At 69.8% G+C, this 25,303-nt stretch carries 26 protein-coding genes; 19 read left to right on the top strand and 7 right to left on the bottom strand.

The features are described 5' to 3' along the window. Positions 1-2: 2 nt before the first annotated feature. From BGO22_RS19610 to nagZ, 19 genes are all read left to right on the top strand, one after another. Positions 3-980, top strand: a complete 978-nt coding sequence (locus BGO22_RS19610; RefSeq protein WP_070397516.1) for a beta-ketoacyl-ACP synthase III — start codon at positions 3-5, stop codon at positions 978-980. Between the two features lie 49 nt (positions 981-1,029). Then, positions 1,030-1,980 (top strand): ACP S-malonyltransferase, encoded by a 951-nt coding sequence (gene fabD, locus BGO22_RS19605; protein ID WP_070397517.1) that lies wholly within the window; start codon positions 1,030-1,032, stop codon positions 1,978-1,980. 25 nt (positions 1,981-2,005) lie between these two features. Then, the gene (gene fabG, locus BGO22_RS19600) at positions 2,006-2,767 is read left to right on the top strand and encodes a 3-oxoacyl-ACP reductase FabG (RefSeq protein WP_070397518.1); all 762 of its coding nucleotides are present in this window, start codon (positions 2,006-2,008) and stop codon (positions 2,765-2,767) included. A 75-nt stretch (positions 2,768-2,842) separates the two neighbouring features. Continuing rightward, complete coding sequence (acpP, locus tag BGO22_RS19595; protein WP_070397519.1) at positions 2,843-3,082, top strand: acyl carrier protein; 240 nt, start codon at positions 2,843-2,845, stop codon at positions 3,080-3,082. 7 nt (positions 3,083-3,089) lie between these two features. Beyond that, entirely contained in the window at positions 3,090-4,334 is a 1,245-nt protein-coding gene (gene fabF, locus BGO22_RS19590) for a beta-ketoacyl-ACP synthase II (protein WP_070397520.1), read from the top strand. 94 nt (positions 4,335-4,428) lie between these two features. Beyond that, positions 4,429-4,788: a hypothetical protein gene (locus BGO22_RS19585; RefSeq protein ID WP_139146924.1), complete on the top strand. Its 360-nt coding sequence runs from the start codon at positions 4,429-4,431 to the stop codon at positions 4,786-4,788. Positions 4,789-4,842: 54 nt separating this feature from the next. Continuing rightward, entirely contained in the window at positions 4,843-5,484 is a 642-nt protein-coding gene (gene rpoE / locus BGO22_RS19580; protein WP_070397522.1) for an RNA polymerase sigma factor RpoE, read from the top strand. 27 nt (positions 5,485-5,511) lie between these two features. Beyond that, positions 5,512-6,174: a sigma-E factor negative regulatory protein gene (locus BGO22_RS19575; RefSeq protein WP_070397523.1), complete on the top strand. Its 663-nt coding sequence runs from the start codon at positions 5,512-5,514 to the stop codon at positions 6,172-6,174. An 11-nt stretch (positions 6,175-6,185) separates the two neighbouring features. Then, entirely contained in the window at positions 6,186-7,262 is a 1,077-nt protein-coding gene (locus tag BGO22_RS19570) for a MucB/RseB C-terminal domain-containing protein (RefSeq protein ID WP_239478162.1), read from the top strand. Between the two features lie 35 nt (positions 7,263-7,297). Continuing rightward, on the top strand, positions 7,298-8,785 hold the full coding sequence (locus tag BGO22_RS19565) for a Do family serine endopeptidase (protein WP_070397525.1): 1,488 nt from the start codon (positions 7,298-7,300) through the stop codon (positions 8,783-8,785). Between the two features lie 533 nt (positions 8,786-9,318). Beyond that, entirely contained in the window at positions 9,319-11,127 is a 1,809-nt protein-coding gene (lepA, locus tag BGO22_RS19560) for a translation elongation factor 4 (RefSeq protein WP_070397526.1), read from the top strand. Between the two features lie 11 nt (positions 11,128-11,138). Beyond that, on the top strand, positions 11,139-12,104 hold the full coding sequence (gene lepB, locus BGO22_RS19555; RefSeq protein ID WP_175442789.1) for a signal peptidase I: 966 nt from the start codon (positions 11,139-11,141) through the stop codon (positions 12,102-12,104). A gap of 23 nt (positions 12,105-12,127) precedes the next feature. Further along, a complete protein-coding gene (locus BGO22_RS19550; protein WP_070397528.1) occupies positions 12,128-12,475 on the top strand; it encodes a DUF4845 domain-containing protein in 348 nt (115 codons plus the stop codon). Positions 12,476-12,494: 19 nt separating this feature from the next. Continuing rightward, the gene (gene rnc / locus BGO22_RS19545; protein WP_070397529.1) at positions 12,495-13,178 is read left to right on the top strand and encodes a ribonuclease III; all 684 of its coding nucleotides are present in this window, start codon (positions 12,495-12,497) and stop codon (positions 13,176-13,178) included. An 11-nt stretch (positions 13,179-13,189) separates the two neighbouring features. Beyond that, the gene (gene era, locus BGO22_RS19540; protein ID WP_070397530.1) at positions 13,190-14,188 is read left to right on the top strand and encodes a GTPase Era; all 999 of its coding nucleotides are present in this window, start codon (positions 13,190-13,192) and stop codon (positions 14,186-14,188) included. Positions 14,189-14,278: 90 nt separating this feature from the next. Then, positions 14,279-15,076, top strand: a complete 798-nt coding sequence (gene recO, locus BGO22_RS19535; RefSeq protein ID WP_070397531.1) for a DNA repair protein RecO — start codon at positions 14,279-14,281, stop codon at positions 15,074-15,076. A gap of 12 nt (positions 15,077-15,088) precedes the next feature. Further along, on the top strand, positions 15,089-15,844 hold the full coding sequence (locus tag BGO22_RS19530) for a pyridoxine 5'-phosphate synthase (RefSeq protein WP_083292836.1): 756 nt from the start codon (positions 15,089-15,091) through the stop codon (positions 15,842-15,844). Continuing rightward, a complete protein-coding gene (acpS, locus tag BGO22_RS19525; RefSeq protein WP_070397533.1) occupies positions 15,841-16,251 on the top strand; it encodes a holo-ACP synthase in 411 nt (136 codons plus the stop codon). Before BGO22_RS19530 ends, acpS begins: the two co-directional genes overlap by 4 nt. Further along, complete coding sequence (gene nagZ / locus BGO22_RS19520; protein WP_070397534.1) at positions 16,248-17,327, top strand: beta-N-acetylhexosaminidase; 1,080 nt, start codon at positions 16,248-16,250, stop codon at positions 17,325-17,327. The genes acpS and nagZ overlap by 4 nt, the downstream gene beginning before the upstream one ends. Positions 17,328-17,345: 18 nt before the next feature. Here the strand turns inward: nagZ and BGO22_RS19515 are convergent, their stop codons facing one another. The 7 genes from BGO22_RS19515 to BGO22_RS19485 are packed head-to-tail and all read right to left on the bottom strand — an operon-like array spanning position 17,346 to position 25,277. Beyond that, entirely contained in the window at positions 17,346-18,026 is a 681-nt protein-coding gene (locus tag BGO22_RS19515) for an LON peptidase substrate-binding domain-containing protein (RefSeq protein ID WP_070397535.1), read from the bottom strand. Next, complete coding sequence (gene accD, locus BGO22_RS19510; protein WP_070397536.1) at positions 18,023-18,901, bottom strand: acetyl-CoA carboxylase, carboxyltransferase subunit beta; 879 nt, start codon at positions 18,899-18,901, stop codon at positions 18,023-18,025. Before accD ends, BGO22_RS19515 begins: the two co-directional genes overlap by 4 nt. Before the next feature lie 38 nt (positions 18,902-18,939). Further along, the gene (trpA, locus tag BGO22_RS19505) at positions 18,940-19,749 is read right to left on the bottom strand and encodes a tryptophan synthase subunit alpha (RefSeq protein ID WP_070397537.1); all 810 of its coding nucleotides are present in this window, start codon (positions 19,747-19,749) and stop codon (positions 18,940-18,942) included. Next, entirely contained in the window at positions 19,746-21,017 is a 1,272-nt protein-coding gene (gene trpB / locus BGO22_RS19500) for a tryptophan synthase subunit beta (RefSeq protein ID WP_070397538.1), read from the bottom strand. The genes trpA and trpB overlap by 4 nt, the downstream gene beginning before the upstream one ends. Positions 21,018-21,063: 46 nt before the next feature. Next, positions 21,064-21,762, bottom strand: coding sequence for a phosphoribosylanthranilate isomerase (locus BGO22_RS19495; protein WP_286852255.1), 699 nt, complete (start codon positions 21,760-21,762; stop codon positions 21,064-21,066). An 11-nt stretch (positions 21,763-21,773) separates the two neighbouring features. Beyond that, complete coding sequence (gene truA / locus BGO22_RS19490) at positions 21,774-22,562, bottom strand: tRNA pseudouridine(38-40) synthase TruA (RefSeq protein WP_070397540.1); 789 nt, start codon at positions 22,560-22,562, stop codon at positions 21,774-21,776. A gap of 51 nt (positions 22,563-22,613) precedes the next feature. Next, entirely contained in the window at positions 22,614-25,277 is a 2,664-nt protein-coding gene (locus BGO22_RS19485; protein ID WP_254668101.1) for a FimV/HubP family polar landmark protein, read from the bottom strand. Between the last annotated feature and the right edge of the window lie 26 nt (positions 25,278-25,303).

Below are 25,303 nucleotides of genomic sequence, written 5' to 3'. Positions count from 1 at the left end.
GCATGAGCGCTTATTCCCGCATCACCGGCACGGGCAGCCATCTGCCGCCGCGCCGCCTGACCAACGACGACATGGTGGCCATGCTGGCGCCCAAGGGCATTGAGACCAGCGACCAGTGGATCATCGAGCGCACCGGCATCCGCGCGCGGCACTTCGCCGACGACGGCGTGTTCGCCAGCGACATGGGTGTGCTGGCGGCGCAGGCCGCGCTGGAAGCGGCCGGCCGCACGGCCAAGGACATCGACCTCATCATCGTCGCCACGTCCACGCCGGACATGGTGTTTCCGTCCACCGCCGCCATCGTCCAGCACAAGCTGGGCATCGCGGGTTGCCCGGCTTTCGACCTGCAGGCCGTGTGCAGCGGCTTCGTCTATGCCCTCACCGTGGCCGACGCGATGATCCGCGCCGGCACGGCGCGCAAGGCCCTGGTCATTGGCACCGAAGTGTTCTCGCGCCTGCTCGACTTCAACGACCGCACCACCTGCGTGCTGTTCGGCGACGGCGCGGGCGCCGTGGTGCTCGAGGCCTCCGACACGCCCGGCATCCTGGCGAGTGACCTGCACGCCGACGGCAAGCACGTGGGCATCCTGTGCGTGCCGGGGCACGTGTCGGGCGGCCAGGTCACGGGCCAGCCGCTGCTCAAAATGGATGGCCAGGCGGTCTTCCGGCTCGCGGTCACGGTGCTGGAGCGCGCCGCGCGCACCGTGCTGCACAAGGCCGGCCGCGTGGACACCGACATCGACTGGCTGATTCCGCACCAGGCCAACATCCGCATCATGCAGGGCACGGCGAAGAAGCTGCACCTGCCGCTGGAAAAGCTCGTCGCCACCGTGGACGAACACGGCAACACCTCGGCGGCCTCCATTCCGCTCGCCCTCGATCACGCAGTGCGTGGCGGCCGCGTGCGCCCGGGCGACACCGTGCTGCTCGAAGGGGTGGGCGGTGGCTTCACCTGGGGTGCGGTGCTGCTCGATTTTTGAACGAACGGACGGCGCCGCCGCCGCGCGCCGTCGCAGACAGCTGAACAGAATGAAACCGTTTGCCTTTGTCTTTCCCGGCCAGGGTTCCCAGTCCGTGGGCATGCTCGACGCCTGGGGTGACCACCCCGCCGTCGTCGACACCCTGCGCGAAGCGTCGGATGCCCTGGGCGAGGACGTCGGCCGGCTCATCAAGGAAGGCCCCAAGGAGGCTTTGGGCCTGACGACCAACACCCAGCCTGTGATGCTGGTGGCTGGCGTCGCTGCCTGGCGCGCCTGGCGCGCCGAGGGCGGCGAGCTGCCCGCCGCCGTGGCCGGCCATTCGCTGGGCGAGTACAGCGCGCTGGTCGCCGCCGAGGTGCTCACGCTGGCGGACGCCGCGCCGCTGGTGCGCTTTCGCGCCGCGGCCATGCAGGAGGCGGTGCCCGTCGGCGTCGGGGCGATGGCCGCGATCCTGGGCATGGACGCCGAGCGCGTGAAGGCCGGCTGCGCCGAGGCGCAGGCCACGTTCGGCGCGGGCAGCGCCGAGGTGGTGGAGGCCGTGAACTTCAACGACCCGGCACAAACCGTGATCGCGGGCAGCAAAGCCGCCGTCGACAAGGCCTGCGAGGTGCTCAAGGCCAACGGCGCCAAGCGCGCGCTGCCGCTGCCGGTGTCGGCGCCGTTCCACTCCAGCCTCATGAAGCCGGCCGCCGAGCGCCTGCGCGAGAAGCTGGCCAGCGTGGCGCTGGCGGTGCCGCGTTTTCCGCTCATCAACAACATCGACGTGGCGGTCGAGTCCGATGCCGACCGCATCCGCGACGCGCTGTACCGCCAGGCCTTCGGGCCGGTGCGCTGGGTCGAGTGCGTGCAGGCCATGCAGGCGCGCGGCATCGGTACCCTGATCGAATGCGGCCCTGGCAAGGTGCTGGCCGGCATGACCAAACGCATCGACGCCAGCATCCAGGGCGCCGCCCTGTACGACCCGGCCACGCTGGCCGAGGCCAAGGCCCTGCTGGCCTGAACCCGCCCATTCCAAAGAGGTCGATATGACGGATGTGAAATTCGCGGGCCAGGTGGCCCTGGTCACTGGCGCCTCGCGCGGCATCGGCGCGGCCATCGCGCACGAGCTCGCGCAACAGGGGCTGATCGTCATCGGCACCGCCACCAGCGGCGATGGCGCGGCCAAGATCGACGCCGCACTGAAGGCGGTGGGCGGGGCCGGCGCCGGCAGCCGCGGCGCGGTGCTCGACGTCAACGACGCCAAGGCCGCCGAAGCCCTCATCGACGAGATCGTCAAGGCGCACGGTGCGCTGCATGTCCTGGTCAACAACGCGGGCATCACGCGCGACATGCTGGCCATGCGCCTGAAGGACGAGGACTGGGACGCCGTGCTCGACACCAACCTCAAGGCCGTGTTCCGTCTCAGCCGCGCGGTCATCCGTCCCATGATGAAGCAGCGCTATGGCCGCATCATCAGCATCACCAGCGTCGTTGGCGCCTCGGGCAACCCGGGTCAGGCCAACTACGCCGCCGCCAAGGCCGGCCTGGCCGGCATGACGCGCGCGCTGGCGCGCGAGCTGGGCAGCCGCAACATCACCGTCAACTGCGTCGCGCCGGGCTTCATCGAGACCGACATGACCGCTTCGCTGCCCGAAGAGCAGCAGAAGGCCCTGCTGTCGCAGATTCCCCTGGGCCACCTCGGCAAACCCGCCGACATCGCGCACGCCGTGGCCTTCGTGGCCAGCCCGCGCGCGGCCTACATCACCGGCCAGGAACTGCACGTCAACGGCGGCATGTTCATGGCCTGATGTCCCTCGGGGTCCCGGCCCCGTCCCCCCGGCTAAAATGCCGCCCTGCATTCCAACCCACCCTTTGAGGGACCTATGAGCGATATCGAAGCACGCGTCAAGAAAATCATTGCCGAACAACTCGGCGTGGAAGAAGGTCAGGTCACCAGCGAAAAAGCCTTCGTGGCCGACTTGGGCGCCGACTCGCTGGACACGGTGGAACTCGTGATGGCCCTCGAAGACGAGTTCGGCATCGAGATCCCCGACGAAGAAGCCGAGAAGATCACCACGGTGCAGCACGCCATCGATTACGCGCTGAAGCACCAGAAAGCCTGATCGCCCCATGAGCCGTCGTCGCGTCGTCGTGACCGGCCTGGGTTGCATCAGCCCCGTGGGCAACACGGTGGCCGACTCCTGGGCCAATCTGTTGGCCGGGCGCTCCGGCATCTCCACGATCACCAAGTTCGACCCGTCGAACTTCGCGTGCCGCATCGCGGGAGAGGTCAAGGGGTTCGAGCTGGAGTCCTACATGAGCGCCAAGGAGGCGCGCACGATGGACACCTTCATCCATTACGGCATCGCCGCGGCCCACCAGGCCGTGATCGATTCCGGCCTGCCCACGGGCGAGGCATTGGGTGAGGAGGCCGCCACGCGGATCGGCTGCATCATCGGCTCGGGCATCGGTGGCTTGCCGCTGATCGAAGAAACCCATACCGAGCTGACCAACCGCGGGCCCCGCCGCATCTCGCCGTTCTTCGTGCCGGCCTCGATCATCAACATGATCTCGGGCCACGTGTCGATGCGCTTCGGCTTCAAGGGCCCCAACATCGCCATCGTGACGGCCTGCACCACGGGCCTGCACAGCATCGGCGAGGCGGCCCGCAAGATCGAGTACGGCGACGCCGACGTGATGGTGGCGGGCGGCTCGGAGGCCACGGTGTCGCCACTGGGCGTGGGCGGCTTTGCCGCGATGCGCGCCCTGTCGACCCGCAACGACGACCCCACCGCCGCCTCGCGACCTTGGGACAAGGACCGCGACGGCTTCGTGCTCGGCGAGGGCGCTGGCGTCATGGTGCTCGAAGAGTACGAACACGCCAAGGCGCGCGGCGCGAAGATCTACGCCGAGGTGGCGGGCTACGGCATGAGCGCCGACGCCGGCCACATGACCGCACCCAACATGGACGGCCCGCGCCGCGCCATGCTGAACGCCCTGCGCAACGCCGGCGTGAACGCCGACGAGGTCGACTACCTCAACGCGCACGGCACTTCCACGCCGCTGGGCGACATCAACGAGTCGAACGCCATCAAGGCCGCGCTGGGCGACCACGCCAAGCGCATGGTCGTGAGCTCCACCAAGTCCATGACCGGTCACCTGCTCGGTGGCGCCGGTGGCATCGAGAGCGTCTTCACGGTGATGGCCATCCATCAGCAGCAGATCCCGCCGACGATCAACATCGTCAACCAGGATCCCGAGTGCGATCTCGACTACTGCGCCAACACGGCGCGCGACCGCCAGGTGAACGTGGCGCTGAAGAACAACTTCGGCTTCGGCGGCACCAACGGTACCCTGGTGTTCAAGCGGGTCTGATCGTTTGACCACCCGGCCCGGCGCCCCATCGGTTGCCTATCCGGTGGGGCGTTGCCGTTTCTGGGGGCTGTCGCTGGCGGTCCTGGCGCTGGCCGTGGCCCTCTTGGCGGCCTGGATGGCGGCGTCCCTGGCGCTGAGTACCTGGCTGGCGCTGGCCGTGGCGGGCCTGGCCTGGATGGGCTGGGCCGCGCGCGTCGAGCGCCGCCTGGTCGTGGGCGTGCTGCGTTTCAGCGGTGCGCCGGGGCAGGGGGCGGCCTGGCGCTGGTCGCCGGACGGCTGCAGCGACGGCCTCGCGCTCGATGCCGTGCGGGTGGCGCTGGACCTGCAAAGCCGCGTCCTCTTGCAACTGAGGGGCTCTGCCGGCGCGCCGGTCTGGGTGTGGGTGGAGCGCGACCGGGCACCCGCCGACTGGCTGGCGCTGCGCCGCGCCCTGGTGTCCGATCGGCCGGTTTGACGCCCCGTCCGCGCCCCTGGAGGCGGTGGGGGCATGGGGTATAGTCCCGCGCGCATGACAACGGAAGACCACACCGCTCCGCCGCCGCCCGACAGCGACGTCATGCTGGTGCAACGCACCCTGGCCGGCGAGCGCCGCGCCTACGATCTGCTGGTCCTGAAGTACCAACGGCGCGTCGAGCGCCTCATCGGACGCATGGTGCGCGACAGCGACCTGGTCCAGGACATCGCCCAGGAAACCTTCATTCGCGCCTACCGCGCGCTGGCCCAGTTCCGGGGCGATGCCCAGTTCTACACCTGGCTGTACCGCATCGCCGTCAATACGGCGAAGAAGCAGCTGATGGAACTGAAACGCGATCCGCTGGTCTTCCAATCGCAGCTCAAGGGGGGGGAGGACGATGAAACTTCCGCTCCGGAGCGCGAACTAAACGCCAACGTAGCCGACACCGAGACGCCCGAGGCGGTGCTGGCCAGCAAGGAAATCGCCAACGCGGTCAACGCCGCGATGGAAGCCTTGCCCGAGGAACTGCGCATGGCCATCACCCTGCGCGAAATCGAGGGCCTGAGTTACGAAGAGATCGCCCAAGCACTCGAATGCCCCATTGGCACCGTGCGTTCCCGCATCTTCCGGGCGCGCGAAGCCATTTCGGCCCGCATCAAGCCCTTGCTCGACCGGCAGTCGGGCAAGCGCTGGTAAGAGGCCTGCCACGCTGAGGTCGCCGCCATGAACCAGCCCACTTCCTTCGATTCGGCCCACCCGGGCGCCGACCAGGTGTCGGCCCTGTGCGATGGCTACCTGGACGAGCGCGAAAGCGACGCCCTGTTCGCGCGCTGTCGCCTGGGCGACGAGGCCCTGGCGCAGTGGCGCGGCTACCAGCTCATCGGCGAGGTGCTGCGAGGCGATGGCGCGGCCCTGCCGGCCCGATCCCCCATGGATTTCCTGGCCGAGCTGAACCAGCGGCTCGACGCCGAGCACCAGCCCGCCGCGGACGCCGGGTCTCGGCCCGTGCGCGCGGTGCGTGGCGCGGCGGCGAACGACGCCTTGTTCCGCTGGAAGATGGTGTCGGGCCTGGCCAGCGTGGTGGCGGTCGCCGCCGTCGGCTGGACCGTGCTGGCCTCCGCGCCCAGTGGCCCGCAGGCGCCGGTGCTGGCCCAGGAGCGGGTGGCGCTGCCGCCCGCCACCCTGGCTTCGGCGCCGCCGCCGGCCGCGTCGGCCGGGGTCCCGTCCACGCGGCCGGTGGTGGTGTCCACCTCGCAGGGCCAGCTGATCCGCGACCCGGCGCTGGAGCGCCTGCTGTCCGAGCACCGCCAGCACGGCGGCATGTCGGCCTTCCAGACCTCGACCGGCTTCATCCGCAACGCCACCTACGACGCCGACGCCCGCTGATGGCCGCGCCCATGACGACCGCCGTTTTTCCCCCCGCCGTTCTGCCCTGCGCCCGTCGGCTTGGCGCGCCGCGGCTGCGCCGCTTCGGGGCCGCCCTGATCGTCTGGGCCTGTGCCGGTGGCTGGAGCGCGCCGGTGCTGGCCCAGGGGACCAGCGTGTCGCCGGGCGCGGGTTCCGCACGCAGCGTCACCGAATGGCTCTCGCGCATGCACCAGGCCTCGCTCCAGCGCTCGTACACCGGCACGCTGGTCGTCAGCTCCGGCAGCGCGATGTCGGCCTCCAAGATCTGGCATGTGTGCGACGGCACGCAGCAGATGGAGCGTGTGGAGACGCTCACCGGCGCGCCGCGCACCACCATCCGCCGCAACAGCGAGGTCATCACCTTCGAGCCGGAAACGCGCACCGCCATGGTCGAGAAGCGCGAATCGCTCGGCGTCTTTCCCGACATGCTGCGCACGCCGGCCAGCGCCATCGCGCAGTTCTACGGTGCCCGCGAAGTGGGCTACCAGCGCGTGGCGGGCCACATGGCCGACATGGTGGAGATCGTGCCTCGCGATGAGTGGCGCTTCGGCTACCGGATCTGGTCCGAGAAAAAGAGTGGCCTGATCGTGAAGCTGCAGACGCTGGGCGCCCAGGGCCAGGTGCTGGAGCAGGTGGCGTTCTCCGAACTGCAGCTCGACGCCCCCGTGAGCATGGACAAACTCGCGCGCCTCATGAAGGACACGCGCGGCTACGAGGTGATCAAGCCCGCGCTGCGCAAGACCACGCCGCAGGCCGAGGGCTGGCAGTTGAAGGAGTCCATCCCGGGCTTCACCGCCATGAGCTGCCACACGCGCGAAGTGCCCGGCGGCCCCCTGCCGGCGGGCCAGGCCCCCATGCAGTGGGTGTTCTCCGATGGGTTGGCGTCCGTGTCGCTGTTCGTCGAGCCCTTCGACCCGCAGCGCCACGGCAACGAGGAGCAGCAGGTGGCCATGGGGGCCACCCACTCCGTCAGCCGCCGTGTCGGCGACCATTGGGTGACCGCCCTGGGCGAGGTGCCTCCCGCCACCCTGAAACGTTTCGCCGACGCCTTGGAGCGCATCCGCTGAGACCGCCCTTGATCGACCACCGAAGAAAGCCGCCGATGTCCGCTGCCCGACTCCGTCCTTCCCTGCAAGCCCTGGCCCTGGCCGCCGCCTTCGGTGCGGCCGGATCCCTGGCTTTGTTCACGCCCACCCCCTCGCTCGCCCAGGCGGCCGCGACCAATGCGCGCGGCCTGCCGGATTTCACCGACCTCGTCGACCTGGTCGGCCCGTCGGTGGTCAACATCCGCACGCTCGAGCGCGCCGCGGCGCGCGGCAATGCCGAGGGCGGCCCCGACGAGGAGATGCTGGAGTTCTTCCGCCGCTTCGGCATCCCCATCCCGCCGGGCGTGACGCCGCGCGGCCCGCGGCAGGGCCCGCCGTCCGACGAGGCGCGTCCGCGCGGCGTGGGTTCGGGCTTCGTGCTCAGCGCCGACGGCTTCATCATGACCAACGCCCATGTCGTGGACGGCGCCGATGAGCTGATCGTCACGCTGGCGGACAAGCGCGAATTCAAGGCGCGCATCGTCGGTGCCGATGCGCGCACCGACGTGGCGGTGGTGAAGATCGAGGCCACCGGTCTGGTGCCGGTGAAGGTGGGCGACATCAACCGCCTGCGCGTGGGCGAATGGGTGATGGCGATCGGCTCGCCCTTTGGCCTGGAGAACACCGTCACGGCCGGCATCGTGAGCGCCAAGCAGCGCGACACGGGCGACTACCTGCCCTTCATCCAGACCGACGTGGCCATCAACCCGGGCAACTCGGGTGGGCCGCTGATCAACATGCGCGGCGAGGTCGTGGGCATCAACAGCCAGATCTACTCGCGCTCGGGCGGCTTCCAGGGCATTTCCTTCGCCATTCCCATCGACGAGGCCGTGCGCGTGTCCAACGAGCTGCGCGCCAGCGGGCGCGTCACGCGCGGGCGCATCGGCGTGCGCATCGACCAGGTGGGCAAGGAGGTGGCCGAGTCGCTGGGCATGGCGCAGCCCAAGGGCGCGCTGGTGCGTGGCGTTGAGCCCGATTCGCCGGCCGCGAAGGCGGGCGTCGAGCCGGGCGACATCATCCTCAAGTTCGATGGCAAGGAGATCGACAAGTCGGTTGACCTGCCGCGCCTGGTGGGCAACACCAAGCCGGGCACGCGCAGCACCATGACGGTGTTGCGCCGGGGCAGCCAGCGCGAGCTGAATGTGGTCATCGCCGAACTCGAGCCTGAGCGCCCCGAGGCGCGTGCCGCCGCCCCCGAGCCCAAGCCGGTGCCGAGCAACAACGCGACGCAGTCGCTGGGCCTGACGCTGGCCGAACTCGGCGCGGACGACGCCAAGGCGCTCAAGGTCAAGGGCGGCGTTCGCGTGATCGGTGTCGCCGGGCCCGCCACCCGGGCCGGCCTGCGCGAAGGCGACGTGATCGTGGCGGTGGCCAACACCGAAGTGTCTTCGGTCAAGGACGTGGAGGCGGTGCTCGCCAAGCTGGACAAGTCCAAGCCGGTGAATCTGCTGCTGCGCCGGGGCGAATGGGCCCAATACGCGGTGGTGCGGCCGCAGGCCCGGTGACGGGCCCGGGTGTGGAACGCCTTTCGGGTGGCTTGGGCCAATAACCCCCGCCCGTCCCCGGGCATCGGCGCCGTCCGTCGCCGGGTGTTTCGGGGATGCGACGCCCTCCCGAGCCCGTCCGGCGGGTCGGTTAATAGATAAGTTAGTGAGCACCAACAGGAATTCGGCCAGTCTTGACCGGATTCGATAAAATCCCGCGCGTTGTTGACGGATTGAAGCCGGCGCGCGAGCACCCAATTCACGATGCGGGAGCCCAGTCGCTCCCGGTGGTCCTTGATCCACAGCCGTTGCACAGCTTGTACCCAGAGCTTGTGGATAAGCTGTAAACAACTGCCCTGTTGCGGCCCGGCGACAGGGTCGGGAAGCTTGGTGGCGGCTGTCTGCGGGGGGCTTTTTGCCTACAATGAAACCCCAACTATCGCAGTTGCCATTGATTGTTGGTTACGGGCGCGTCAGCAGCTGACGCGCCCTTTTTTATGGTCGCGCGCCCTGGCCCGGCGCGCGATGAACATGGTCCCTGGCCCGGCCTTCCGATGAACCACATCCGCAATTTCTCGATCATCGCGCACATCGATCACGGCAAATCGACGCTCGCGGATCGCATCATCTCCCGCTGCGGCGGCCTCTCCGATCGTGAGATGAGCGAGCAGGTGCTCGACTCCATGGACATCGAGAAGGAGCGCGGCATCACCATCAAGGCGCAGACGGCCGCGCTGCAGTACAAGGCGCGCGACGGCCGCGTCTACAACCTGAACCTGATCGACACCCCAGGCCACGTGGACTTCTCGTATGAGGTCTCGCGTTCCCTGTCGGCCTGCGAGGGCGCCTTGCTGGTGGTGGACGCCAGCCAGGGCGTGGAGGCCCAGACGGTGGCCAACTGCTACACCGCTCTCGACCTCGGCGTGGAGGTGCTGCCAGTCCTGAACAAGATGGACCTGCCGAACGCCGACCCCGAGAACGCCAAGAGCGAAATCGAGGACGTGATCGGCATCGACGCGAGCGACGCCATCCCGTGTTCGGCCAAGACGGGCATGGGGGTCGAGGACATCCTGGAGGCCGTGGTGGCCAAGGTGCCGGCGCCGCGCGGCAACCCGGACGCCCCTCTGCGCGCCATGATCATCGACAGCTGGTACGACGCCTACGTGGGCGTGGTGATGCTGGTCCGGGTGGTGGATGGTCGCCTGCTCAAGGGCGAGCGCTTCAAGCTCATGGCCACCAACGCGGCCTACAACGCCGACAACCTGGGCGTATTCACGCCGGCCACCCAGCCCCGCGACTCGCTGGAAGCGGGGGAGGTGGGCTACATCATCGCCGGCATCAAGGAGCTCGCGGCCGCCAAGGTGGGCGACACCGTGACGCTGGAAAAGAAGCTGCCCAACAACGCCGGCCCGGCGGAGCGACCGCTGCCCGGCTTCAAGGAGGTGCAGCCGCAGGTGTTCGCCGGCCTGTACCCCACCGAGGCCAACCAGTACGACGCCCTGCGCGACGCCCTGGAGAAGCTCAAGCTCAACGACGCCTCGCTGCACTACGAGCCCGAGGTGTCGCAGGCCCTGGGTTTCGGCTTCCGCTGCGGCTTCCTGGGCCTGCTGCACATGGAGATCGTGCAGGAGCGCCTGGAGCGCGAGTTCGACCAGGACCTCATCACCACCGCGCCCAGCGTGGTCTACCAGGTGGTCAAGGGCGACGGCGAGGTGCTGATGGTGGAGAACCCCTCCAAGATGCCCGACCCCGGCCGCATCGAAGAGATCCGCGAGCCCATCGTCACCGTGCACCTGTACATGCCGCAGGAGTACGTGGGTCCGGTCATGACCCTGGCCAATCAGAAGCGCGGCGTGCAGATCAACATGGCCTACCACGGCAAGCAGGTCATGCTGACCTACGAACTGCCGCTGGGCGAGATCGTGCTGGACTTCTTCGACAAACTCAAATCCGTCAGCCGCGGCTACGCCAGCATGGACTACGAGTTCAAGGAGTACCGCCGCTCCGACGTGGTCAAGGTCGACATCCTGCTCAACGGCGAGAAGGTCGATGCCCTGTCGATCATCGTGCACCGCAGCCAGGCGCAGTACCGTGGCCGCGCGGTGGCAGCCAAGATGCGCGAGATCATCAGCCGACAGATGTTCGACGTGGCGATCCAGGCGGCCATCGGGGGCAACGTCATCGCGCGCGAAACCATCAAGGCGCTGCGCAAGAACGTGCTGGCAAAATGCTACGGTGGTGACATCACCCGCAAACGCAAACTGCTCGAAAAACAGAAAGCTGGCAAAAAACGCATGAAACAGATCGGCTCCGTCGAAGTGCCCCAGGAAGCGTTCCTGGCCATCCTGCAGGTGCAAGATTGATGAAGTCCGCGATGGGTGCGGTCACGGGGATCATCCTCGCGGCGTTCGGGCTCTATGCCGTGGCCTGGTACATGGGCGCGGTCGAGGGCAATTTCTCCCTGCTGCTGCTGCTGGCGACGCTCGTCACCGGCGTCTACTGGGTGATCGACAAGTTGGTCTTCCTGCCGCAGCGCCGCCGTGCGGCCGACCAGCTCGTGGTGGAGCACCACCAGCGCAAGGAGGCCCTGGCCAAGCAGGGCTTCAGCCAGATCGAGGGCGACATCGAACCGGCGCGGCAGCGGGCGCTGGCCCAGCCCTGGTGGCTGGATTGGACGGCGGGCCTGTTCCCGGTGATCCTGGCCGTTTTCGTGCTGCGCTCCTTCCTGTTCGAGCCCTTCAAGATTCCCTCGGGCTCCATGATCCCCACCCTGCGCGTGGGCGACCTGATCCTGGTGAACAAGTACCACTACGGCATCCGCCTGCCCGTGGTCAACACCAAGGTCTGGGACAACCAGGCGCCGCAGCGCGGCGACGTGGTCGTCTTCCGCTACCCGCCCAAGCCCAGCCTGGACTACATCAAGCGCGTGATCGGCCTGCCCGGTGACGAGGTGGCCTACCTGAACAAGCAGCTCACGGTGAACGGCCAGCCCGTGCCGCGGGTGGCGCAGCCCGACTTCTTCGACAAGGACTCGATGCGCTACGCCAAGCAATGGCAGGAAAGCCTGGGCGGCAAGCAGTACAACACCCTCAACGAGGACAACCGCCCGGCCTTCGTCGACGGTGCCACCCAGTTCCCCTTCGCCGAGAACTGCCGCTACAGCGTGGAGGGCGCGGTCTGCAAGGTGCCGGCCGGGCATTACTTCATGATGGGCGACAATCGCGACAATTCGCTCGACTCGCGGTATTGGGGCTTTGTGCCCGAAGCGAATATCGTGGGCAAGGCCTTCCTGGTCTGGATGAATTTCGGCGACCTCGGTCGCATCGGACGATTCGAGTAAGAGCGAACCCTGAGGAGGAGCGCATGAAGCTGAAGCGGCAACAACGGGGCCTGACCTTCGTCGGCCTGATCATCGTCGGCACCCTGCTGGCGCTCGCGGGCATCGTGGCGGCCCAGGTGTTCCCCACCTACCTCGAGTACATGGCCGTGCAGAAGGCGGTGCAGAAGGCCTCGGCGGGCAGCACGGTGGCCGAGGTGCGCGACATCTTCGACAAGGCGGCCACGATCGACGACATCCGCACCATCTCGGGCAAGGACCTCACCGTGGGCAAGCAGGGCGACCGCGTGGTGGTGTCCTACGACTACGTCCGCGAAATCCACCTGGCCGGGCCGGCCTGGCTGGTGATGAAGTACAAGGGCAGCTCGCAATGAGCGCGGCCCGGTTGATGGTTTGAGCCCCGATCTCACCGCGCTGCAGGGCCGGCTGCAGCACCGCTTCGCCAACCCACGCCTGCTGGAGCGGGCGCTGACCCACCGCAGCTTCGGCGCCGACCACAACGAGCGCCTGGAATTCCTCGGCGACTCCGTGCTCAACCTGGCCATTTCCGGCTTGCTGTTCGAGAAGCTGGACGCCCTGCCCGAGGGCGATCTGTCCCGCATCCGCGCCAACCTGGTCAAGCAGGACACCTTGTTCGGGCTCGCCCAGGCGCTGGGCCTGTCGTCCGGCCTGCGGCTGGGCGACGGCGAGAAGCGCTCGGGCGGGCACAAGCGCCCCTCCATCCTGGCCGACGCCCTGGAGGCCGTGATCGGCGCCGTCTACCTCGACGCCGGTTTCGAGACCGCATCGGCCCTGGTGCGGCGGCTGTACAGCGGCGTGGAGCTGAGCCACACCATGACGGCCCTGGGCAAGGACCCAAAAACCGAATTGCAGGAGTGGCTGCAGGGCCGCAAAATGAAGCTGCCCGTCTACCGCGTGGTGGCCACGCTGGGCGAAGCCCACAAGCAGACCTTCGACGTGGAGTGCACCGTGCAGGAGTCCGGCCACAGCGAGCGTGGCATTGGCGCCTCGCGGCGCGCGGGCGAGCAGGCCGCCGCCGCGGCCATGCTGCAGCACCTGATGGCCAGCGCGCGCTGACGAACCGATCCATGAGCCAGAAGACACCCGCCCCCCCGCCCGCCGACAACCTCGAGGCCATGCTGGCGCGCGCCCTGGGCAAGCCCGGCGCGGCCGAGGCCCCTGAGCCGAGACCCGAGGTGGCCGAGGCCGATAAGCGCTGCGGCTACGTCGCCATCGTGGGCAAGCCCAACGTGGGCAAGTCCACCCTGCTCAACGCGCTGGTGGGACAGAAAGTCAGCATCACCTCGCGCAAGGCCCAGACCACGCGGCACCGCATCACCGGCATCCGCACCGAAGGCGCGTCTCAGTACATCTTCGTCGATACCCCGGGTTTCCAGACCCGCCATGGCAACGCGCTCAACCGCTCGCTCAACAAGACCGTGCTGGGTGCCGTGGCCGACGTCGACCTGATCCTCTTCGTGGTGGAGGCCGGTCGATTCAACCTGGCCGACGCCAAGGTGCTGTCGCTGCTGCCGCCGGACGTGCCGGTGATCCTGCTGGCCAACAAGCTGGACGAGGTGCACCGCCGCGGCGACCTGGCGCCCTGGCTGCGCTCCATGCAGGAGCGCCACGCTTTCGCCGAGTTCGTGCCCATGTCGGCCAAGGCCGCCAAGGACATCCAGCGCCTGTTCACCATCTGCGAGAAGTACCTCCCACAGCAGCCCTGGATCCACGACGCCGAGGACCTGACCGACCGCAGCGAGCGCTTCATGGCCGCCGAGATGGTGCGTGAGAAGCTGTTCCGCCTCACCGGCGACGAGTTGCCGTACACCTCCACGGTGATCATCGACCGCTTCGAGGAAGAGGGACAGCTGCGCCGCATCGCCGCCACCATCGTGGTCGAGCGCGAAGGGCACAAGGGCATGGTGATCGGCGACAAGGGCGAGAAGCTCAAGCGCATCGGCACCGAGGCCCGCATGGAACTGGAAAAGCTCTGGGGCGGCAAGGTGTTCCTGGAACTGTGGGTCAAGGTTCGCTCCGGCTGGGCCGACGACGAGGCCCGCGTGCGCTCCTTCGGATATGAATGAGGCCTCCGCGCTCCACCGCTGCGCGCGTCGCTGCCCCCCGCGGGGGCTGGCCTGCCGTGGGGCGGCCCGGCGGCAGGCCGATGCCTATCGATGAAGGCCCGGGTAGCCGACGAGTCCGCGTTCGTCCTGCACCGCTACGACTGGAGCGAGACCAGCCTCGTGCTGGAGGTGTTCACGCGCTACCACGGCCGCATCGCCCTGGTGGCCAAGGGTGTGAAGCGGCCCACCTCACAGTTCCGCCCCGTGCTGCTGCCGCTGCAGCCGCTGCAGCTGAGCTGGAGCGGCGATGCCGAGGTCCGCACGCTCAAGGCCGCGCATTGGGTGGGGGGACACGTCATGCCCACCGGCGAGGCGCTCATCGCGGGCAGCTACCTGAATGAACTGCTGATGCGCCTGCTGGCGCGCGAAGACCCTTACCCGCGCCTGTTCGACTGGTTCGCCACCGCCGTGCACACCCTGGCCGAGCAGCCCGACGCGCGCAGCGTGGTGCTGCGCGCCTTCGAGCTGTTGCTGCTGCGCGAGACCGGCCTGCTGCCCGACCTGCTGCGCGAGGGCGCGACGCTGGCCCCCTTGAGCGAGGCCGGGCGCTACGTGCTGCAGCCCGAGTCCGGCCTGCGCCTGGCGCACGATGAGGACCACCACGCGCTGGACGCGGCGCGCTGGCGCGGGCTGCAGCAGGCGCTGGACGGGCCCGCCCCCTTCGTGCCCGTGTTGCGCGCCTGCGCCGAGATTGCGCCGACCCTGCGCATCCCCCTGCGCAACCTGCTGCTCTACCATGGCAATGTGCGCGTGTTCGGCACGCGCCAGCTGCTGCTCGATGTGCAGGCCCTGCGCCGCCGTCGCGGGCATGCCGCCGATGCCCCTTCCACCGACCCCACCGACTCCTGACTGGGCCTGAGCATGGTGCACAACCGGACCGCGCTGTCGGTCAACCTCAACAAGGTCGCGCTGGTGCGCAACACCCGCCACCTGGGCATTCCCTCGGTCGTGCGCGCGGCCGAGCTGTGCCTGCGGGCCGGCGCCGCCGGCATCACCGTGCACCCGCGGCCCGACGAGCGCCACATCCGCGCGCACGACGTGCACGAGCTGGCCGCCGCGCTCAAGGCCTGGCCCGATCGCGAATACAACATCGAGGGCAACCCCTTCCACAACCTCATGGACTTCGTGCGCGCGGTGCGCCCGCACCAGGCCACCTTCGTGCCCGATGCCGAAGGCCAGTTCACCAGCGACCACGGCTGGCGCTTTCCCGCCGACGCCGAGCGCCTGCGCCCCCTGATCGCCGAATGCCACGCGCTGGGCGTGCGCGTGAGCCTGTTCATGGACGCCGAGGCCGACCAGATGGCGGCGGCCCGGGCGGTCGGTGCCGACCGGGTCGAGCTCTACACCGAACCCTACGCCGCCGCCTTCGGCACGCCGGCGCAGGACGAGCAGCTGCGCCGCTTCGCCCGCGCCGCGCAGGCCGCGCTGGACGCTGGCCTGGCGGTCAACGCCGGGCACGACCTCAACCGCGACAACCTCACGCCCTTCCTGCGCCAGGTGCCGGCCGTCAGCGAAGTCTCCATCGGCCACGCGCTGATCGCCGACGCGCTGGAGCTGGGCTACGCGGCCACCGTCCAGGCCTACAAGCGCTGCATCGACGGCGCGTTCGACGCATGAGCATTTACGGCATCGGCACCGACATCTGCGACGTGCGCCGCATCGCGGCCACGCTGGAGCGCCAGGGCGAACGGTTCGCCGGCAAGGTGCTCAGCGAGGCCGAGTTCGCCGTCTGGCAGCGCCGCAGCGCGCGCTGGCCGCAGCGCGGCCTGCGCTACCTGGCCACGCGCTTCTCGGCCAAGGAGGCTTTTTCCAAGGCCATCGGCCTGGGCATGCGCATGCCCATGAGCTGGCGCCGCTGCGAGATCGCCAACCTGCCCAGCGGCCAGCCCGTGATCGTGCTGCACGGCGAGCTCAAGACCTGGTTCGAGGCGCGCGGCCTGCGCGCCCACGTGACCGTGACCGACGAAACCGACTACGCGGCCAGCTTCGTGGTCGTCGAACGCACAGCCCCCCCTTCGCCATGAACCACCACGCCCCCCTGATCATCGACGTCGCCGGCCTGAGCCTGACCGACAACGACCGCCAGCGCCTGGACCACCCCCTGGTGGGCGGCGCCATCCTGTTTGCCCGCAACTGGCGCGACCGCGCGCAGCTCACGCGGTTGTGCGCCGAGATCAAGGCGGTGCGCGACGACCTGCTGATCGCGGTCGACCACGAGGGCGGCCGTGTGCAGCGCTTCCGCACCGACGGGTTCACCGCGCTGCCGCCGATGGCCGCCTTCGGCGAGCGCTGGATGGCCGGCGGCGCCGACGGCGACGGCGCGATGCGCGCGGCCGACGCCGCCACGGCGGCCGGCTTCGTGCTCGGCGCCGAGCTGCGCGCCTGCGGCGTGGACCTGAGCTTCACCCCCGTGCTCGACCTCGACCACGGGGACAGCTCGGTCATCGGCGACCGCGCCTTCGCGCGCGACCCGCGCGTGGTCACGGTGCTGGCGCAGGCGCTGATGCATGGCCTGCGCCAGAGCGGCATGGCCAACTGCGGCAAGCACTTTCCCGGACACGGCTACGTGCGCGGCGACACGCACCACGAGATCCCGCGCGATCCGCGTTCGCTCAAGGCCATCCTGGCCGACGACGCATTGCCCTACGGCTGGCTCAGCGCCTCGCTCAGCGCGGTCATGCCCGCGCACGTGGTCTACCCCAAGGTGGACGCCCGGCCCGCCGGTTTCTCGGCGCGCTGGCTGCAGGACGTGCTGCGCGCGCGCCTGGGCTTCACCGGCGCGGTGTTCAGCGACGACCTGGGCATGGCCGCGGCGCGCCAGATCGAAGGCCGCGCGGTGCGCTTCGCCGAGGCCGCCACGGCGGCGCTGCAGGCGGGCTGCGACATGGTGCTGCTGTGCAACCAGAGCGTGGTGGACGGCGGCGCGCCGATCGACGAGGCGATCGACGAGCTTTCGCGCGCCGCGCTGCAGGGCGGCTGGACGCCGTCGCCCGCGAGCGAGGAGCGCCGCCGCACCCTGCTGCCTCAGGGCCAGGCCATGGCCTGGGACGATCTGATGGTGGATCCGCGCTACATGCGTGCGCTGTCGCTGCTGCCCTGAGGCGCCCCGGGCGGGCGCTCAGCGGTCCAGTCCGAGCTTGTCGAGCAGGTCGGCCACGAGTTCGAGGCGCAGCAGCGGGTTGTCCAGCGCCATCAGCCGCTGCTTGAGCGCCAGCGGGGCCGGCACCAGTTCGCACCAGCGGTTGGCCACCCAGCCGGCGTCGTCCCAGTGGTACGGTGGCTGGATCGGCAACTGGTCCTCGGCGCCGGGCTGGCGCTCGCGCAGGTTCTCCAGCACGCGCTTGAGGCCGGTGGCCACCGAGGCCAGTTCGTCCGGCACGGGCGCGGGGAGGTCGGCCGGCAGCAGTTCGACGTCGGCCACCCACAGGCCATGCGGCAGCCGCGTGCGGCGCGTGACGTTGAAGCGCTGCAAGCCCTGGCAGCGGATCATGTAAAGCCCTGGCTGGGGTTTTTCCAGCGATTCGATGCGCGCGAGCACGCCGATCGGGTGGAAATCTTCCTTGGCGAAGCCGTCGCCGCCGGGCGGGGCCTTGGGGTCGGGCCGGCGCACCTCGCTGCCTTCGCTCAGGCTCACCACGCCGAAGGGCGCGCCGGCCTTGTGACAGCGGCCGATCATGTCGAGGTAGCGCACCTCGAAGATGCGAAGCGGCAGCCAGCCGCCTGGGAACAGGACGGTCTGCAGCGGGAAGAGGGGCAGCTGGGCGAGCTTGAGTGCCTCAGCCGCCGGGCCGTCGCTCAATCCTCGACCACCGCGTCGGCGCTCTGGCGCTGCATCATGGCCAGCAGGCTGGCCACGGTGGCGCGCAGTTCGCGGCGGTCGCAGATGAAGTCGACCGCGCCCTTGGTCTGCAGGAACTCGGCGCGCTGGAAGCCCTCGGGCAGCTTCACGCGCACGGTGTTCTCGATCACGCGCGGGCCGGCGAAGCCGATCAGCGCCTTGGGTTCGGCGATCACCACGTCGCCCACGAAGGCGAAGCCCGCGCTGACGCCGCCCATGGTGGGGTCGGTGAGCACGCTGATGTAGGGCAGGCCCTTCTTGGCCAGGCGCGTGAGGGAGGCGTTGGTCTTGGCCATCTGCATCAGCGACAGCAGGCCCTCCTGCATGCGCGCGCCGCCGGTGGCGGTGAAGCAGACGAAGGGCACCTTCTGCGCGATGGCCTCTTCGACGCCGCGCACGAAGCGCTCGCCGACCACCGAGCCCATGGAGCCGCCCATGAAGTCGAACTCGAAGCAGGCCGCGATCAGGCTGATGCCCTTGACGGCGCCGCCCATGACGATGAGGGCATCGGTCTCGCTGGTGCTCTCCAGCGCTTCCTTCAGCCGCTCGGGGTACTTGCGGCTGTCCTTGAACTTGAGCGCGTCGACCGGCAGCACCTCCTGCCCGATCTCGTAGCGGCCCTCGGCGTCGAGGAAGGCGTTGAGGCGCGCGCGTGCACCGATGCGGTGGTGGTGCGAGCAGTGCGGGCAGACGTTCTGGTTCTTCTCGAGGTCGTTCTTGTAGAGCACGGCCTCGCAGCTGGGGCACTTCACCCACAGGCCCTCGGGCACGCTGCGGCGCTCGGTGGGGTCGGTCGGGGTGATCTTGGGGGGGAGCAGCTTTTCGAGCCAGGACATGCGGTTCTCCAGGGGGGAGTGAGGGGCGCGAGGCGGGATTATGCGTCCAGCGCTTTTCGGATGGTGCGCATGAACTGGACGGCCACGGGCACCACTTTTTCGTGCGGTTCGTCTTCTATGAGCTGGATGAGCTTGCTGCCGATCACCACCGCGTCGGCGGTGCGGCCGATGGCACGGGCGGTGTCCGCGTCCCGGATGCCGAAACCCACGCCGACCGGGATGCTCACGTGCGCGCGGATGCGCGGCAGCATGGCCTCGACCTGCGAGACGTCCAGCGTGCCCGCGCCGGTGACGCCCTTCAGTGAAACGTAGTACACGTAGCCGCTGGCCACGCGCGCCACCTGGGCCATGCGCTCGTCGGTGGAGGTGGGGGCGAGCAGGAAGATCAGGTCCATGTCGCGCGCGCGCAGGGCGCGGGCGAAGTCCTCGCATTCCTCGGGCGGGTAGTCCACCACCAGCACGCCGTCCACGCCGGCCTCGGCCGCGTCGTTCACGAAGGCGCCGGCGCCGTGCTTCTGGTCGTAGCGCTCCACCGGGTTGGCATAGCCCATGAGCACCACGGGCGTGGTGGTGTTGCGCTCGCGGAAGCGCTTCACCATGGCCAGCACCTGCGCCAGGCCGATGCCGGCGGCCAGCGCGCGGTCGCCCGCCTTCTGGATCACGGGGCCGTCGGCCGAGGGGTCGGAGAAGGGTACGCCGAGTTCGATGATGTCGGCGCCCGCGTCGGCCATGCCCAGCATCAGCTCGGGTGTGATGTCGGCAAAGGGGAAGCCGGCGGTCACGTAGGGGATCAGGGCCTTGCGGCCCTGGGCCTTGAGGTCGGACAGGGTCTTTTCGATGCGGCTCATTTGTTCTGGCCCCCCTTGACGGTGTGGCCGCGCAGGGAAGGGCGGTCGTAGAAGTCCACGCCCGAGAGGTCGGCCACGGTGCCGATGTCCTTGTCGCCTCGGCCCGAGAGGTTGACCAGGATGGACTGCGTGGGCTGCAGGGTCTTGGCGAGTTTCATGGCGTGCGCCACGGCGTGGCTGGACTCCAGCGCCGGGATGATGCCCTCGGTGCGGCAGAGGTAGTGGAAGGCCTCCAGCGCCTCGGTGTCGGTGATGCCCACGTACTCGGCGCGGCCGATGTCCTTGAGGAAGGCGTGCTCCGGCCCGACGCCAGGGTAGTCCAGGCCCGCGCTGATGCTGTGCGTTTCGGTCACCTGGCCGTTGTCGTCCTGCAGCACGTAGGTGCGGTTGCCGTGCAGCACGCCGGCGCTGCCGCGCTGCAGCGAGGCCGAGTGCTTGCCGCTGTCCAGGCCTTCGCCGGCCGCCTCCACGCCGATGAGGCGGGTGTTGGCATGCCCTATGTAAGGGTGGAAGATGCCCATGGCGTTGCTGCCGCCGCCCACACAGGCGATCACCGCGTCGGGCTGCTCGCCCGCGCAGCCGGCCTCGCGCAGCATCTCGGGCATCTGCGTCAGGCATTCCTTGCCGATGACGCTCTGGAAGTCGCGCACCATCATCGGGTAGGGGTGCGGCCCGGCCACGGTGCCGATGATGTAGAAGGTGTTGTCCACGTTGGCGACCCAGTCGCGCATGGCCTCGTTGAGCGCGTCCTTCAGGGTCTTGCTGCCGCTTTCCACGGGTACCACGGTGGCGCCCAGCAGCTTCATGCGGTAGACGTTGGGGCTCTGGCGCTTGACGTCCTCGCTGCCCATGTAGACCACGCATTCCAGGCCGTAGCGCGCGCAGATGGTGGCGGTGGCCACGCCGTGCTGGCCCGCGCCGGTCTCGGCGATGATGCGCGGCTTGCCCATGCGGCGCGCCAGCATGGCCTGGCCGATGGTGTTGTTCACCTTGTGCGCGCCGGTGTGGTTGAGGTCCTCGCGCTTGAGAAAGATCTGCGCGCCGCCCATCTCGCGGCTCATGCGCGCGGCGTGGTAGACCGGGCTGGGCCGGCCCACGAAGTGGGCGAGCTCGTAGCGGAATTCGGCCAGGAAGTCCGGGTCGTGCTGGTACTTCTCGTAGGCCGCTTGGAGTTGATTGATGGCGTGGGTGAGCGTCTCGCTCACGAAGCTGCCGCCGTAGATGCCGAAGTGGCCGCGGGCGTCGGGTTGCTGGTAGGGGGTCTGCATGCGAAATCCTGTGCGGTGAATGGCCCCCGCGCGACCCGGGAACGGGTCAGGATCGCTGCGGGGAGGGTGCTGGCGCCGGACCGACCGGGTCATCGGCGGCGCGCACGGCGGCCACGAAGGCCTGCATCTTGTCGGCGCTCTTGATGCCCTTGGACACCTCGATGCCGGAGCTCACGTCAACGGCCCAGGGCCGGACGAGCCGAATGCCATCGGTCACGTTTGCAGGCGTGAGTCCACCAGACAAAACGAGGCGAGAGCTGGCGTTTAGTCGAGGGTGTGACCACGAGAAGGCCGTCCAGTCGAAGGATTGGCCGCCGCCACCGAAACCCTCGACGTGGGCGTCGAGCAGGATGGCTTGGGCGGAGACGAAATCATCGGCGAATTGTAGGAGATCGAAGCCTTTGCCTGCCTCGCCGGCGGGAATGCGTGCCGCGCGCAGGTAGGGCCGGCCCGCGGCCTGTGCCTCGGTGGGCGTTTCGTCGCCGTGCAGCTGCAGCAGGGCGTTGGGCACCGCGCGCAGGCCGCGCGCGATCCACTCGGGGCTGGCGTTGACGAACAGCAGCACCGGCGTGACGAAGGCGGGCAGGCGGCGCGCCAGTTCGCCGGCGCGCTCGGGCGAGACGAAGCGCGGGCTGGGCTCGTAGAGCACAAAGCCGATGGCGTCGGCCCCGGTGTGCACGGCCGCGTCCACGTCGGCTTCGCGCGTGAAGCCGCAGAACTTGATGCGGGTGCGGTGGGCGGACATGGATGGAAGGGCTAGGGCAGCCAGTCGAAGGCCGGCGTGCGCTCGGGCAGGCCCCAGGCGGCATCGTAGACCGGGCCGAGAAAGTACAAGCCGTCGGGGGAGAAGGTGGGCGCCGCGGCGTCGCGGCTGCGGGCGGCCAGCACCTCGGCCATCCACCCGGGCGGGCGGTTGCCGCTGCCAATGGCGATGAGGCAGCCCATGATGTTGCGGATCATGTGGTGCAGGAAGGCGTTGGCCTCGAACTCGAAGCGCCAGTAGGCACCGCGCCGGGTGATGTCGATGCGCCGCAGCGCCTTCACCGGCGTGTGCGCCTGGCATTGCGAGGCGCGGAAAGAAGTGAAGTCGTGCTCGCCGATGAGCGAGGCGGCGGCCTGGCGCATCGCGTCGAGGCTGAGCGGCCGGAACACCCAGCCGACCTGGCCTTGCTCCACGCTGGGCCGCACAGGCGATTCGAGCAGCACGTAGGCGTAGCGCCGCGCGATGGCGCTGGCGCGGGCGTGGAAGGCCGCGGGCACTTCCCGCGCCCATTGCACGGCGATGTCGGGGGGCAGGAAGCTGTTGGTGCCTCGCACCCAGGCGTATTCGTCGCGCTGCAGGGGGGTGTCGAAGTGCACCACCTGCATGAGCCCGTGCACGCCGGTGTCGGTGCGGCCCGCGCACAGGGTGCTCACGGCGGGCAGGGCACAGAACTGGCTGAGCGCCGCCTCCAACTTGTCCTGGACGGTGTTGCCGCTGGGCTGGCTCTGCCAGCCGTCGTAGGCGCGGCCGTTAAAGCTCACGCCCAGCGCGATGCGGGGCATCGGGCTGGGCGTGGCGGCGGGATCGGCAGGGGTGTCGGTCAAGCGATGGCGTCAGGTCGTCAGGTCGGCCAGGAAGGTGCTGGCCTTGGCCTTGAGCGGGCCGGACGCTTCGGCCAGCACTTCCTCGGCGAGCGAGCGCGCGCCTTCGAAGTCGCCAATGGCGCGGAATTCCTCGGCCAGCGAAAGCTTGGTCTCCAGGGGGTTTTCTTCCGTGAGCTCGCCCGCGGGTGCCATGGTCACGGGCTCCTTGTGGCCGCTGTCGAGGTCGAGATTGAGCCCGTCGAGGTTGAAGTCCATCAGGTTGCCGGCGGGCGCGGGGGCGGGTGCCGCGGCATTGGCCAGGTCCAGGTCGAAGCCGGGGGCGCTGATGCTGTCGGGCGCGCCGCGCAGGCTGGGCACCTCGATGTCGGCCGGCGTGGTGGCCGAGCGCTCGGTCTCGTGGGCGGGCGAAGGCAGGTCGAGATCGAAGTCCATCGCGTGCGAGGACGCGGCACTGGCGGGCTGCACCGAGGGCGCGGTGAGGGCGTCGGTGGCGTCGAGGTCGTCCAGGTCCGACATGGCGACCATGTCGGGGTGCTCGGCCGGTGCCGGGCGGGACGGCGGGGCGTCGTCCATGGGCAGATCGAGGTCCAGGTCCAGCGGACCGGCGCCCGTGGAGGCCTGTGAATCGAGGTTGACCGTGCTGGGACTGAAGGCGTGCAGCCCGCCGGCCAGGGTGGCGGCGGCGGCGCCGGCTTTGGCCAAGGGCTTGCCGCCGGGGTGGTAGAGCGGGTTGGTGGGGTCGAGTTCGCGGCCGAGTTCGCAGGCACGCTCCCACTCGGGGCCTTCGCCCTGCGTGAGGCCGAAGGCCTCGCTCGCCACCACCTCGAAGGCGCGGGCGTCGCGGCGCTTGGCGTAGATCTCCAGCAGCTTGGTGTGAATGGCGACGCGCGTGGGGGTGCTGCGCATGGCCTCCTTGAGGATTTCCTCGGCCTGCAGGTCGCGGCCATAGGCGAGGTACACGTCGGCCTCGGCCACCGGGTCCACGTCGCCGGCGGCGTCGAGCTGGCTGGGCGAATAGACCATGGACGAGCCCGAGGCCATGGCCTCGGCGGTGTCGATGCGCTGGCCGCCGCTGGAGCCGAAGAAGGAGTCGGGCTGCAGGCGGCTTTCCAGGAAGGAGCTGTCGACGTTGGCGTTGGCCTTTCGCTGCCGCACGCGCCACAGACCGAGGCCGGCCAGCAGCGCCAGCACGCCGCCCACCACGGGCAGGAGCAGGGGGTTCTCGGTGAGGCTGCTGAGGAAGCTGGGTTCATCGGCGGCGGGCGCCGGCACGGCGGGCGGGCTCGGGACCTTCACGGCAGGGGCCGGCGCGGGCGCCGGGGCCGTGGCTTGCGCCGGCGCGGGAGCGGGTGCAGGCGTGGCCGGTGCTTCGGCGGCTGGCGCGGGGGCAGTGCTGGGCGCAGGGGCCTCGGCGGCCGGTGCCGTGGCCGGGGTGGTGGGTGCCGCCGGCGCGGGCGAAGCGGCGGCGGGCGCCGGCGCCGGGGTGGGGGCCGCTGCGGGGGCAGCGGGCGCCGCAGGGGCCTTGGCCTGGTCGCCAAGCTTGGCGAGCTCTTCGATGTTGCGTTGCAGTTCGGCGCTGCGCTGGGCCGCGTCGGACGACTGGCGCTGCTGCGCGATCTGGGCTTCGCTGCTGGTGCCCGGTGTGCTGCCCGAGGGGCGGCTCAGCGTCAGGCGGTCGCTGGACGGCGCCGGGGCGCTCCGGTCCTGCACCTCGCTTTGCACGCGGCCAGTGGCCTCGCGCTGGGCGGTGTCGACCCGGGCGGCGGGGGCGGCGCCGGCCAGGCGACGGCGGTACTCGTCGAAGTCGCGGCTTTGCGCGGCGATGGTCTGTCGGGCTTCACCGGCGTCGATGGCCGAGGCGCTGGCCTGCGAGGGCAGGTCGATGACGGCGCCCGCGCGGACGCGGTTGACGTTGTTGTCGATGAAGGCGCTGGGGTTGGCCTGCAGCATGGCGACCAGCATCTGGTCGAGCGAGACGTTCGCCGGGCGGTGGGCCTGGGCGATGGCGCCGGCCGTGTCGCCGCGCCGTACCGTGACCTGGCGCGGCGCGGCGCTGGCCGGTGCGGCGGCAGGCGCGGGCGCCGGGCGCGGCGCGCTGGCCACGGGGGCCGGCGCCGAAGCTGCGGGCGCAGGCACGGGCGCGGGTGCCGCGGCCGAAGGGGCGGGCGCCGTCGGGGCCGGCGCGCTGGCGCGTGGTGCGATGGGCGCCGGCTGCGGCGTCGACGCACGCAGGTTCGGCGGGTCGAACAGCAGGGTGTAGTCGCGCACCACGCGGCCGGTGGCCCAGTTGGCTTCGAGGATCAGGTCGACGAAGGGCTCGTTGACGGCGTTCGGGCCGCGCAGGCGCAGGTAGGCGCGGCCGTCGGCGCGGCGCTGCAGGGTGATTTCGAGGCCGTTGAGGGCCGGGTTCACGTCCACGCCGGCGGCGCGGTAGGTGGCGCCGGGGGCGAGCGTCACGCGCAGGCTGGACGCCTCGTTGGCATTGATTTCAGGGACGTCGATCTCGGCGCGCAAGGGCTCGCCGAGGGCCGATTGCACCGAGACCCGTCCGAGGGCCAGTGCCTGGGCGTCGTGGGCGCTGAACACCAGCGTGGTGACCAGCGCGGCGGCTGCGATGGCGTGCAGGTTGGCCAGGCCACGCCGACTTGTGCGGTCCGACACGGACGAGGTCAAGGGCAATGGGGTGTGTCGGGTGTGGG

Origin of the sequence: Hydrogenophaga sp. 70-12 (genome assembly GCF_001897365.1) — a bacterium.
Classification (GTDB): domain Bacteria; phylum Pseudomonadota; class Gammaproteobacteria; order Burkholderiales; family Burkholderiaceae_C; genus Hydrogenophaga; species Hydrogenophaga borbori.
The sequence above is the reverse complement of the archived record's forward strand: the minus strand, read 5'-3'. Positions and strand labels throughout refer to the sequence as shown.

Bases quoted from the DNA above. Each gene is read 5' to 3' on its own strand.
- BGO22_RS19495 (WP_286852255.1), bottom strand. From the start codon at position 21,762: ATGTCCGCCCACCGCACCCGCATCAAGTTCTGCGGCTTCACGCGCGAA.
- acpP (WP_070397519.1), top strand. From the start codon at position 2,843: ATGAGCGATATCGAAGCACGCGTCAAGAAAATCATTGCCGAACAACTC.
- BGO22_RS19570 (WP_239478162.1), top strand. From the start codon at position 6,186: ATGACGACCGCCGTTTTTCCCCCCGCCGTTCTGCCCTGCGCCCGTCGG.
- trpA (WP_070397537.1), bottom strand. From the start codon at position 19,749: ATGAGCCGCATCGAAAAGACCCTGTCCGACCTCAAGGCCCAGGGCCGC.
- fabF (WP_070397520.1), top strand. From the start codon at position 3,090: ATGAGCCGTCGTCGCGTCGTCGTGACCGGCCTGGGTTGCATCAGCCCC.
- BGO22_RS19565 (WP_070397525.1), top strand. From the start codon at position 7,298: ATGTCCGCTGCCCGACTCCGTCCTTCCCTGCAAGCCCTGGCCCTGGCC.
- nagZ (WP_070397534.1), top strand. From the start codon at position 16,248: ATGAACCACCACGCCCCCCTGATCATCGACGTCGCCGGCCTGAGCCTG.
- recO (WP_070397531.1), top strand. From the start codon at position 14,279: ATGAAGGCCCGGGTAGCCGACGAGTCCGCGTTCGTCCTGCACCGCTAC.
- BGO22_RS19550 (WP_070397528.1), top strand. From the start codon at position 12,128: ATGAAGCTGAAGCGGCAACAACGGGGCCTGACCTTCGTCGGCCTGATC.
- era (WP_070397530.1), top strand. From the start codon at position 13,190: ATGAGCCAGAAGACACCCGCCCCCCCGCCCGCCGACAACCTCGAGGCC.
- accD (WP_070397536.1), bottom strand. From the start codon at position 18,901: ATGTCCTGGCTCGAAAAGCTGCTCCCCCCCAAGATCACCCCGACCGAC.
- trpB (WP_070397538.1), bottom strand. From the start codon at position 21,017: ATGCAGACCCCCTACCAGCAACCCGACGCCCGCGGCCACTTCGGCATC.
- acpS (WP_070397533.1), top strand. From the start codon at position 15,841: ATGAGCATTTACGGCATCGGCACCGACATCTGCGACGTGCGCCGCATC.
- fabG (WP_070397518.1), top strand. From the start codon at position 2,006: ATGACGGATGTGAAATTCGCGGGCCAGGTGGCCCTGGTCACTGGCGCC.
- BGO22_RS19530 (WP_083292836.1), top strand. From the start codon at position 15,089: ATGGTGCACAACCGGACCGCGCTGTCGGTCAACCTCAACAAGGTCGCG.
- lepA (WP_070397526.1), top strand. From the start codon at position 9,319: ATGAACCACATCCGCAATTTCTCGATCATCGCGCACATCGATCACGGC.
- fabD (WP_070397517.1), top strand. From the start codon at position 1,030: ATGAAACCGTTTGCCTTTGTCTTTCCCGGCCAGGGTTCCCAGTCCGTG.
- rpoE (WP_070397522.1), top strand. From the start codon at position 4,843: ATGACAACGGAAGACCACACCGCTCCGCCGCCGCCCGACAGCGACGTC.
- BGO22_RS19575 (WP_070397523.1), top strand. From the start codon at position 5,512: ATGAACCAGCCCACTTCCTTCGATTCGGCCCACCCGGGCGCCGACCAG.
- BGO22_RS19610 (WP_070397516.1), top strand. From the start codon at position 3: ATGAGCGCTTATTCCCGCATCACCGGCACGGGCAGCCATCTGCCGCCG.
- truA (WP_070397540.1), bottom strand. From the start codon at position 22,562: ATGCCCCGCATCGCGCTGGGCGTGAGCTTTAACGGCCGCGCCTACGAC.
- lepB (WP_175442789.1), top strand. From the start codon at position 11,139: ATGGGTGCGGTCACGGGGATCATCCTCGCGGCGTTCGGGCTCTATGCC.